The organism is Runella sp., assembly GCF_027484545.1.
Lineage (GTDB): Bacteria > Bacteroidota > Bacteroidia > Cytophagales > Spirosomataceae > Runella.
On the sequence record NZ_JAIXST010000178.1, the window covers coordinates 1 to 9794 of the forward strand.

Annotated in this window: 8 protein-coding genes; 3 read left to right on the forward strand and 5 right to left on the reverse strand. The window is 43.5% G+C overall.

Annotated features, from left to right (window positions below):
- The first annotated feature begins 94 nt into the window (after positions 1-94).
- Entirely contained in the window at positions 95-472 is a 378-nt protein-coding gene (locus Q0081_RS16765) for a hypothetical protein (protein WP_298355556.1), read from the forward strand.
- Between the two features lie 40 nt (positions 473-512).
- On the opposite strand, the gene Q0081_RS16770 is transcribed toward Q0081_RS16765, so the two are convergent.
- The 5 genes from Q0081_RS16770 to Q0081_RS16790 all read right to left on the reverse strand — a co-directional run bounded on the left by Q0081_RS16770 (position 513) and on the right by Q0081_RS16790 (position 6698).
- Complete coding sequence (locus tag Q0081_RS16770; RefSeq protein WP_298355559.1) at positions 513-1304, reverse strand: PhzF family phenazine biosynthesis protein; 792 nt, start codon at positions 1302-1304, stop codon at positions 513-515.
- 21 nt (positions 1305-1325) lie between these two features.
- Positions 1326-1850, reverse strand: coding sequence for a DUF255 domain-containing protein (locus Q0081_RS16775; RefSeq protein ID WP_298355562.1), 525 nt, complete (start codon positions 1848-1850; stop codon positions 1326-1328).
- 150 nt (positions 1851-2000) lie between these two features.
- On the reverse strand, positions 2001-3458 hold the full coding sequence (locus tag Q0081_RS16780; RefSeq protein WP_298355565.1) for a gluconokinase: 1458 nt from the start codon (positions 3456-3458) through the stop codon (positions 2001-2003).
- A gap of 125 nt (positions 3459-3583) precedes the next feature.
- Entirely contained in the window at positions 3584-4045 is a 462-nt protein-coding gene (locus Q0081_RS16785; protein ID WP_298355568.1) for an Lrp/AsnC family transcriptional regulator, read from the reverse strand.
- A gap of 76 nt (positions 4046-4121) precedes the next feature.
- Positions 4122-6698 carry a zinc-dependent metalloprotease gene (locus tag Q0081_RS16790; RefSeq protein ID WP_298355571.1) on the reverse strand — a complete coding sequence of 859 codons (2577 nt, stop codon included), beginning with the start codon at positions 6696-6698 and terminating at the stop codon, positions 4122-4124.
- A gap of 159 nt (positions 6699-6857) precedes the next feature.
- On the opposite strand from Q0081_RS16790, the gene rocD reads away from it, so the two are divergent.
- Positions 6858-8105, forward strand: a complete 1248-nt coding sequence (gene rocD / locus Q0081_RS16795; protein ID WP_298355574.1) for an ornithine--oxo-acid transaminase — start codon at positions 6858-6860, stop codon at positions 8103-8105.
- 373 nt (positions 8106-8478) lie between these two features.
- Positions 8479-9711: a hypothetical protein gene (locus tag Q0081_RS16800; RefSeq protein WP_298355577.1), complete on the forward strand. Its 1233-nt coding sequence runs from the start codon at positions 8479-8481 to the stop codon at positions 9709-9711.
- Positions 9712-9794 lie beyond the last annotated feature (83 nt).

Sequence of the window (9794 nt, forward strand, 5' to 3'; positions counted from 1 at the left end):
AGTGACGTAAATTGGATTGAAAATCAACTAAACAACCGACCCCGAAAAACTCTTGGGTATTTATCTCCCATCCAGTTTGCTCTAAAACACCAAATTGCACTTCAAACTTGAATCCAAGGCTTTAGAAAGTTTTTCCACTCATCATCAGGGAACGCCTATTGGTGTCTATGACGCCAAAACGGAATTGTTTTACTGGGAGGTTTCTCGATTTGATAACAAAATGAGCATCGAAGAGCAGGGAAGAATGGGTAATGAAGTAATTAATATCATTCAAACTTTGCGAAGTCTGGAAGAAGCAAAGTTCAAAGACGAAGAACTGAGAGATGGAGATGTACTGATGCGCCCGTTGCCTTTATTTATTCCAAAAATAGTGGCTCCCATTTTTGAAGCACCCAAAAGAAAAGCGGCCAAGCCTTCCAAAAAAGAAAAACGGCAAGCAAACGCTCGCCGTCAGGAAATAGTTTTCAAATAAAATAGGATGTTTGTGCGGATACAAACATCGGCCGTTTTTTTTATTCAACTTCAATTGTGCCTTTCATGTATAATCGTACCTGACCGGCTATTTCTACGCGATTGCCGAGAAGCTTGGTTTTTAGAACACCGCCGCGATTAGATACCTGCAAGGCACTTAGTTCGTTTTTGCCCAATTTCTCTGCCCAATAAGGTGTTAGAGTGGTATGTGCCGAACCCGTAACGGGGTCTTCTGCAATGCCCGATTGGGGTGCAAAAAAGCGCGAAACAAAATCAACGGAATCGCCTTTGGCGGTCACGATAACGCCGCGAACCGGTAAAGTAGATAAGAGGATAACATCCGGCTGAAGGGTGCGAACTTGCTCTTCGCTCGCTAAGACAGCCATAAAATCGGTTTTTCCCCTCAGAATTTCGAGAGGTACGATGTCTCCCAAAGCTTCCAGCAAGGCAGGTGGTGACACAAGTTGCTTATGAAAATGATCGATGGGAAAATCTAAGACAAGCCAATCGCCTTCTTTACAAACTCGGAGAACTCCGCTGCGTGAATCAAAATTGATTTTATCGTGTGGATAATTTTCAATAAAAAACACCACATAAGCCGTTGCGAGTGTGGCATGACCGCACAAATCTACTTCCACAGTTGGGGTAAACCAGCGAATGTGAAATCCCGTTTCGGTGGGAACGTAAAAAGCAGTTTCGGCCAAATTATTTTCAGCCGCAATAGCCTGCATTAGTTCGTCAGACGGCCAATAAGTAAGCGGTACTACAGCGGCAGGGTTACCGCCAAAAATATGATTGCTGAATGCATCCAGCTGATAAATCGGGAATTGCATAACTAAGTTATTGGTACAAAACTACTGCGCTTTGGCAGTGTATTTAGTAGGGTAGGTCTTTTGCTGAAATTGGTCAAAAGGCTCTTTTTGGTAATTGTTGTCTCCAAAATAGGCAAGTACCTGATGAAATACCCGTGGCTCTAAATAGCCGGCAATCGGTTGAATCAGATTCATTTTTTCGTCCAGAATCACCGTTGTAGGAAAGCCGGTCACTTTGCCGTTCATCATGTTTTTGAAAGAGACCTTGCCAAGCATCACGTCCGCATCTTTTTCGGGATTGTATTTAACGGCGTAGAATTTTTTGCCTGTAAAATCAATTACTTCCGCGTTTTTGAAGGTGTTTTTATCCATCACTTTGCACCAACCGCACCACTCGGTGTACATATCAATAAACACTTTTCGGGGTTGTTTTAGGTTGCGTTTGTACGCTTCTTCCAACGTTAACCATTGGATTTTGGCTTCTTCCCCTTTGGATTTTTGAGGTTTAAAAGCCATCAGGCTTATCAATAGAGCAGCAAATACGGAGGCGATTCCTATCTTTTTCATGTGTTTGGCGTAATGATTTGATTCAAAGTTAACGGTTTTTTTTAGCAATTTGTTCCACCGATAGGCTACACAAATACCGCGCCATTTTTAAATAACTCCACTTGATCCTGCCTGGTAGGGAGGACTTTAATAGCAATGACAGTAAGTGACTTAGCCTTGTTCTATCGCTTTTTCAAATACCTTTTGCAGCTTTCGATAGATGCGCGTTTTGGAAGGATTAGGGCGATAGGTTTCGGCAAAACGTACGTATTCATGAACACCATCCTCCAACGTGTCTATTTTTCCTAATGACTTCATCGCCAAAAGTATAGCACCCAGGCATCCGCTTTCATTGCTTTCATTGACCCGAACGGGGGTATTAAAAATATCTGCCACCAATTGTACCCAAAAAGTCGAGCGGGTAAAACCGCCGTTAGCGTGCAGGATTTGAGTTTTATGCAGTTGATTATCAATGATTTGTCGAATTTGATTAAGATTCAGCAAAATCCCTTCCAGTGTAGCGCGGGCCATGTGTGCCTGCGTGTGTTGCCAACACAGGTTTTGATAGCTTCCACGGGCGTGGGCATTCCAAACGGGAGCGCGCTCTCCCAACAGGTAGGGAACAAAAATCAGGTCTTCTGCACCGGCAGGGACGCTTTCAGCCATGGCCAGAAGCTCGGTTGATTCTTTTAACAATAAATGCTTGGAAAGCCATTCGAGTACGTTGCCGCCGTTGTTGGTTGGACCTCCCGATACGTAATGCGTTTTGTCTAACACATAGGTAAATAATCGTTGCTGAGCATCTCGGGCAGGGTTGGGAGATGTTTGGCGTACGGCGCCGCTTGTGCCGATGGTTAGGGTGGTAATGCCTTTCTCCAAGGCTCCCGAACCTAAATTTGCTAAACAGGCATCTCCGGCACCAACAACAAACGGCGTACCGGATGGCAATCCAAGGGCTTTACAAAGACTGGGTTTGATAAGTTTTTCCTGATGATACGTAGGCACAACATCCGACAGATGGGACGTTTTTATGCCTGCATAATCCAGCGCCAATGGACTCCACTGCAAGCGGCGATTGTCGAGCAAGGCCGTGCCGGAAGCCATCGAATAGTCAATTTGAAATTGGCCAAATAACCGATGCCAGATGTATTCTTTTTGTGAAACAAAGCGACTAATGCGGTTAAAAACCGTCGGCTGTTTTTCACGAAACCAGACCAGCTTAGTCAAAGGAGCGTAAGGATGTGCAGGAATGCCTACTTGGGCATATAATTTACGGCAAATGGAGTTGGTTTTGAGGGCATCTGCCTGCGCTTCGCAACGATTGTCAGCCCAAAGCAAAGAACGCGTCAAACGGCGATTTCGGGCATCCAACGGAATGACGCTGTGCATGGCTGAGCACAAACTTACCGCTTCAACGGTGGCGTTTTTGTAACTGAGCTGTTCGGTTACGTGCCTCACTACATCCATGAAAAGCCGATAAATCTCGTCCGGATCCTGTTCTACGTAGCGGTTATGCGGATGGTAAGTCACGCAGGCGCCAGAAGCTTGGGCTACTACTTCCCCTGCCTCATCTATTGCGGTTGCTTTTACGTTGGTTGTACCGATGTCAACGCCAATCCAAGTTTTCATATAACCTCACCCTGGCCCCTGTCCTTTTTGGAGAGGGGAGTTTTTAATTGTTTCTAAAGTAGGTACAAACTTTCTTCAGCCCCCTCGAATGCGACTCCTTTTCAGAGAAGAGAGTTTTTAGTTTTTTATTCTTCAATGGGAACGTTTCGTTTGAAGGCCGCCCCAAAATCAATCAGTGATTCGGTTTTTAAAACTCCCGGAATGTGGTCGATTTTTTCGTACAATACCTTCCGCATGTGTTCATTGCTGCGGGCTACAATTCGGATGTAAAGCGTGTATTTGCCCGTAATATAATAACATTCGGTGACTTCGGGAATCTGCTTTAGGGCATCAATGATTTTTTCGGAATCAGAATCTTCTTTAAGCATAATGCCCGTAAAAGCACCCCACTCAAAGCCCAGTTTTCGTTCATCCAGTACAACGGTTGTGCTTTTTAGGATGCCAATGCGTTTAAGTTTTCCAACTCGCTGATGAACCATCGTGTTGGAAATTTTCAAATCGTCGGCAATGGCCGAATAAGCTTTGCGGGCATCTCTTTCGAGTTGCTGCAAAATCAATCGGTCGTATTCGTCTAAAGGCTCTTCCATAGGTCTTCGAATATGGGTAAGTCTTTCCAAGTCCGGCCGTTGGGGTCTTAAAGACTTGGAAAGACTCTGTTTGTTTTTACTTAGGGTCTAATGCTTTTTTGATTCTGAAAAGACAATCCTGCAAGTGATATTTTGTCATTTTATCAGTGGTGGCAGGAATGGCCGCCTGTATTTCGTTCTGAAGCAGGTTCAAGTGCGCGCGTATCATCGTTTGAACGTCGTTTTTGCGCGGGTCAGCCGACGGAGCGACGACCGCTCCAAAAACCTTTGCCGTAGCCGTTGAACCAAATCCCGGAAGAGCAGGTGCATTAAGGGCAGTTGCCATACGCTCTACATAGATTTTTTGAAGGTTCCGACGGTGGGCATCCGTTGCTTTGCGAGTTCTAAGTTCTGACCAGATACCGGTTCGTACGTCCGTAAACAATTCATCAATGGAATACGCATTGGCCGTTTTTTCAGAGGCTTCAATGAGACGTTGTAAACGGTCTGAGCCAAACAGACTTGTTAGAGTAGTTTCCTGAATTTTTGAAATAAAATCCACACCCATGTCCGGACGAATTCGATTCATAATATTGGCGTCCAAAAGCCATGTTGGAGTTGTAAATAACTGCTGATTCAAAAAAGCAACGGCGTCTTTTTGAAGTTTCTTGGGAGTAGGTTCATAAACCACTCCGTCCTGATCCATTGATTTCGGCGTTTCGTAAATTCCTCCCACGTACTTGGTGACGTGCCCCATGTAGCGACGGAACTGCCCGACCACTTCATTGTAAGCTTCTTCTAATAGTTCGTAATCCTCCCCTTCCTGGTTGGTCCATTGCGTCAAATTGGGTACAATACGTTGGAGGTTTTTGATGCCGTAACCACTGGCAATCATGGCATTATCGCCAATATCTTCGTTTTGTGAACGTGGGTCATACGGATTGGTTTCGGTCAAAAACCACAGACGGCGATTTGGTAAGGCCTTCTCTTTGTACCATTTATTCAAAATAACCTTGTCTTCTTCGGGAGTCTTGGTATCATAAATGGGTTTGTACGCCCATTCAATGGCCCAAATGTCATAATCGCCAATGCGCGGGAAGAAATCAGTTACGCCGTCTTCGGGTTGCGCCACGTAATTGAAACGCGCATAATCCATGATGGAAGAGGTATGCCCGTTCTTAGTGGTAAAGTCTTTGTCGCGCAGTTTTTCCACCGGTGTAGCTGTAGAGGCACCGTAATTGTGACGAAGTCCCAACGTATGTCCCACTTCATGCGACGATACAAAGCGAATCAATTGCCCCATGAGTTCGTCATCAAATTTATTTTTACGAGCACGCGGGTCAGCGGCGGCGGCTTGGGTCATGTACCATTTTTTGAGCAATTTCATCACATTGTGATACCAACCGATGTGGCTTTCCAAAATCTCGCCCGTACGCGGGTCATGGACGTTGGGACCATACGCGTTTTCGATGTCCGAAGCAAAGTACCGAATGGCCGAATAACGCGCATCTTCCATGCTGATAGTAGTGTCTTTCTCGTCCAAAATCACTCCCTGAATGGCATTTTTCCAACCTGCTTTTTCAAAAGCTACGTTCCAATCATCCACACCCATTTTCAGGAATTTACGCCATTGTACGGGTGTCGCAGGGTCGATGTAAAACACAATCGGTTTTTTGGGTTCTACCAATTCTCCCCGACGCTGACGCGCTTCGTCTTCTTTGTTTTTGGGTTCCAACCGCCACCTTACGACAAACGTTTTATCATCGGTACGCTGAGAATTTTCGCCATAAACGGTGTAACCATTGGCAAAATAACCGACTCGTAAGTCAAACAAACGTTGTTTCATCGGAACGGCAGGAAGCGCAATAAAAGAGGTGTTCAGCTCCATCGTAACTGCTCCCGCAGTGGAAGCAGCAGGTAAGTTGACCGAGGGAAAGGGGCTGGGTGCCCCCAACGACAAGGTTGGAGTGGGTGGAATAACTCCGTAGGTTTTCACCACCTTTACTTCCGTGTTGACTGGAAAGGTTTTGATACTTTGGATGTATGTCCGGTCGGTTTGGATGGTCGTTAATTTGTAGGCTTGCCGCACCATGGGCGACATAGAAATGACTGCGTTGTCGGTTTTGAAAAAATCAGTGACCTCAATCACGACCGAGGTGTCTTTTTTAATGGCTTTTATGTCAAAAGCCATGGCAATCGGGTCTAAATTGGAATTGCGTACTGCTTTGTAAATGGGAGAATTAGGATCTTCACTGACATTGATGAAAGCCACCGAGCGCATAAAAATTTTGTTTTCTGGCCCTTTTTCAAAGCGTATCACCTGACGATTAAGTAACTCGCCGCCGTAAGCTGGTAAACCCACCGAACCGGGCGTAGTACTTGATTGAGAGAGGCGGGTTACGGCCATCATTTCACGCCCCAAGAGCGAATCAGGCAACTCAAAAAAGTACTTGTCCTCTATTTTGTGTACGATAAACAGCCCTTTAGAAGTTTTGCTTTTATCGGTAATGACCTCTTTGTAAGGTTTAGGTCCTGTTTTCGGGGCTGCGGGTGCGGGCGTAGCGGAAGCGTTGGCAGGCGGAGTAGCAGGAGTGGTTGGGGTTGTGGGTCTTCTGTCTTGGGCTATCGCTGTAAAGCTCACTACAGACGCTAATAGAATGAGTTGTTTAATCATAAAAATGAAGTGTTGATTTTATTTAAAAGTTTGCAATGAATACAAATTTTGACTTTAAATTGTTTAAAAATAAATAAATTGACGTATCAGAAATACAAAATAAGTTAAATTTTACTTTTGAAAAAATACTGTTTTTTTCATTTGAACATCATAACTGACATGACTGCTGAACTCACTCAATCCGAATACCTTATTGGCCTTGAAAAACACTACGGGGCGCACAACTATAAGCCGGTGCCAGTCGTGATTGAGCGGGGCGAAGGCGTGCATGTATGGGACATAGACGGCAAACGTTATTTTGACTTTTTGTCGGCTTACAGTGCCGTCAATCAGGGACATTGTCATCCGCGAATTGTGGAGGCACTGGTAGCACAAGCCCAAAAATTGACCCTTACTTCGCGAGCGTTTCATAATTCAGTATTGGGAGAATGTGAAAAATTCCTGTGTGACTACTTCGGGTACGATAAAGTACTGATGATGAATTCGGGCGTGGAAGGTGGCGAAACGGCGCTCAAATTGACCCGTAAATGGGGCTATTTGGTGAAAGGTATTCCTCAAAACGAAGCCAAAACGGTATTTGCCGCGGGCAACTTTTGGGGACGTACCCTGGCGGCAATTTCTTCCTCTACCGATTCGGACAGTACTGATGATTACGGCCCTTTTTTGCCGGGTTATATCATTATTCCTTACAATGATTTAGAAGCGTTGGAACAAACCTTCCAAGCTGACCCCAACATCGCGGGTTTTATGGTGGAGCCGATTCAGGGCGAAGCCGGGGTGGTTGTGCCCGACGAAGGCTATTTGCGCGGTGTACGAGCTTTGTGTACCCAATACAACGTACTGTTCATTGCAGACGAAGTGCAAACGGGTCTTGGACGCACGGGCAAACGCCTCGCCTGCGATCACGAAGACGTGAAACCTGATATTTTGGTGTTGGGAAAAGCGCTTTCGGGTGGTGTATATCCGGTATCGTGTGTATTGGCAAGCGACGAAATTATGCTCACGATTAAGCCGGGGCAACACGGTTCTACCTATGGTGGCAATCCGTTGGCAGCAGCGGTGACAGTGGCGGCCTTATCTGTTCTCAAAGACGAGCATTTGGCCGAAAATGCCGAAAAAATGGGAGAAATTTTTCGAATGAGAATGCGGGCGTTGCAACAAAAAACCGACTTAATTCAACTGGTACGCGGCAAAGGTTTGCTTAATGCCATTGTTATCAATACCGACGAAGAAAGCCCGTTGGCGTGGCAGATTTGCCTTCAACTCAAAGACAAAGGCTTACTTTGTAAACAAACCCACGGCAACAAAATACGCTTTGCCCCTCCGTTGGTCATTACCGAAGACCAATTACATACTGCCTGTGATTTGATTGAAGAGGTTATTTTGGGAGTGACTACGGCTGTTTAGCCTTGGATTGTGTAGAGCGGAAGCCTTGGAAACCACTGTTTTTTGAGAATGACAAGGCTGCTTGATTTACTAAAAAAAATAAATGTATTTGTCAATTATTGTTCTGATTACAAAAAATATTATTTTCGTCCAATGTGCTGATTTTTAGTGCATTGGACGTTTTTTTTAACTGCCTGCCATCAGGCTATATTGTTCATTATGTGTAATTACATTAAAATATTTCATAGTGACAGCTACAAAAAATACCCTACTATACCACTTGATAACTTTTTGATAGATTATGCGTATAAAATCGGAAATCTTACTTTGAAAAAATATTAGTTCTAATTTTGGAAGCTCAATAATGAATGATCATATCAATTTTTGAATAGAGATGAAAAACTTCACAAAGCTATTTTTTCTCCTGCTTGTAATAAATATTACCGCCAAAGCACAAGAAACTAATTTTTTATTAGAAGGACAAGATGTTTCTTTAGTAGCAGAAACTGACCCTTATGGACATAAAAATCTCACTAAAGTTGGCGATAAATTGTTTTTTCTTATTGACTATCGTGGCTTGTACAAATCTGATGGTACGCAGGCTGGTACAAGTCTGGTTAAAAGAATTAACTTATTTTTTTTTTACGAATTGCATTCTACCCAAGCCATTGGCATTAGCGCGAATGGTAAAGGTATTTATTTCTTCATTGCTGGCAAGGAACTATGGCGAAGCGATGGTACAGAGGTCGGCACTTTTCCTCTTTTTATTCTACCTCAAAATTCTTATTCAAGAATAGGCTCTGATTGGCAAGAATTAAATGGTGTTTTATATTTTAGCGCTAATAGTCTGGATGAGGAAAATAAAAGGGAACTTTATAGAAGTGATGGTACTGTAGCAGGCACTTATCCACTTCGAAGATCAGGAATTGCCGATTATAATTTAGAACCGGAGCGAATTACAAAAGTAAATAATAGTTTGTTCTTTATAGGTAAGGATAATGCATTTTATACGTATTTAGACTTCGGAGGTCGAACGTATACGGTACAGGGTGGAGTTAAGCTTTTCAAAACAGATGGTAATTCCATCCAAATTATTAGCCATATGCATCACGATTTTAATAGTAGCGATGTCGAGGTTCAGCGAGCAAATATTGATATTGATAGAAGTAATCCAACTGTAGTCCTTAATGGAGTAATGTATTTTACTGCTGAAACTAAATTTAAATTAGGGTTATGGCGTAGTGATGGGACTGAAACAGGTACTTTTATTGTAAAAGGAGATTTGTTCGACGAATGGGGTGCTATCTCATCAATCATTGTTTTGAATAATTTGATATATTTTTCGCACAATGGATCATATTATAATTCGCGTACTTCCTCAATCTGGTGTAGCAATGGTACCGCAGAGGGTACATATGCGCTAAGAGAATTTAATCCACATACTTTTATTGGAACTATTACAGGCGCAAATAATTTATTATTCTTTGATATCGCAGATTTAGTGCCTGGAGGGGGAGGCACTCTTGGTTTCCATTTATGGCGTAGTGACGGTACTACTTCAGGAACCTATTATTTAAAATCTTTATTTAATAACTTCTTAGATTCAAGGAGTAAATGCAACTTTTAAAGAGGGCAAGAGAAGTAATATTTTTGAGAAAGAAGGGGTATCCCCCTTCTCCCCAAGGATAAATTACGTATAATTGCCTTCCG

Bases quoted from the DNA above. Each gene is read 5' to 3' on its own strand.
- Q0081_RS16785 (WP_298355568.1), bottom strand. From the start codon at position 4,045: ATGGAAGAGCCTTTAGACGAATACGACCGATTGATTTTGCAGCAACTC.
- Q0081_RS16800 (WP_298355577.1), top strand. From the start codon at position 8,479: ATGAAAAACTTCACAAAGCTATTTTTTCTCCTGCTTGTAATAAATATT.
- rocD (WP_298355574.1), top strand. From the start codon at position 6,858: ATGACTGCTGAACTCACTCAATCCGAATACCTTATTGGCCTTGAAAAA.
- Q0081_RS16770 (WP_298355559.1), bottom strand. From the start codon at position 1,304: ATGCAATTCCCGATTTATCAGCTGGATGCATTCAGCAATCATATTTTT.
- Q0081_RS16775 (WP_298355562.1), bottom strand. From the start codon at position 1,850: ATGAAAAAGATAGGAATCGCCTCCGTATTTGCTGCTCTATTGATAAGC.
- Q0081_RS16780 (WP_298355565.1), bottom strand. From the start codon at position 3,458: ATGAAAACTTGGATTGGCGTTGACATCGGTACAACCAACGTAAAAGCA.
- Q0081_RS16790 (WP_298355571.1), bottom strand. From the start codon at position 6,698: ATGATTAAACAACTCATTCTATTAGCGTCTGTAGTGAGCTTTACAGCG.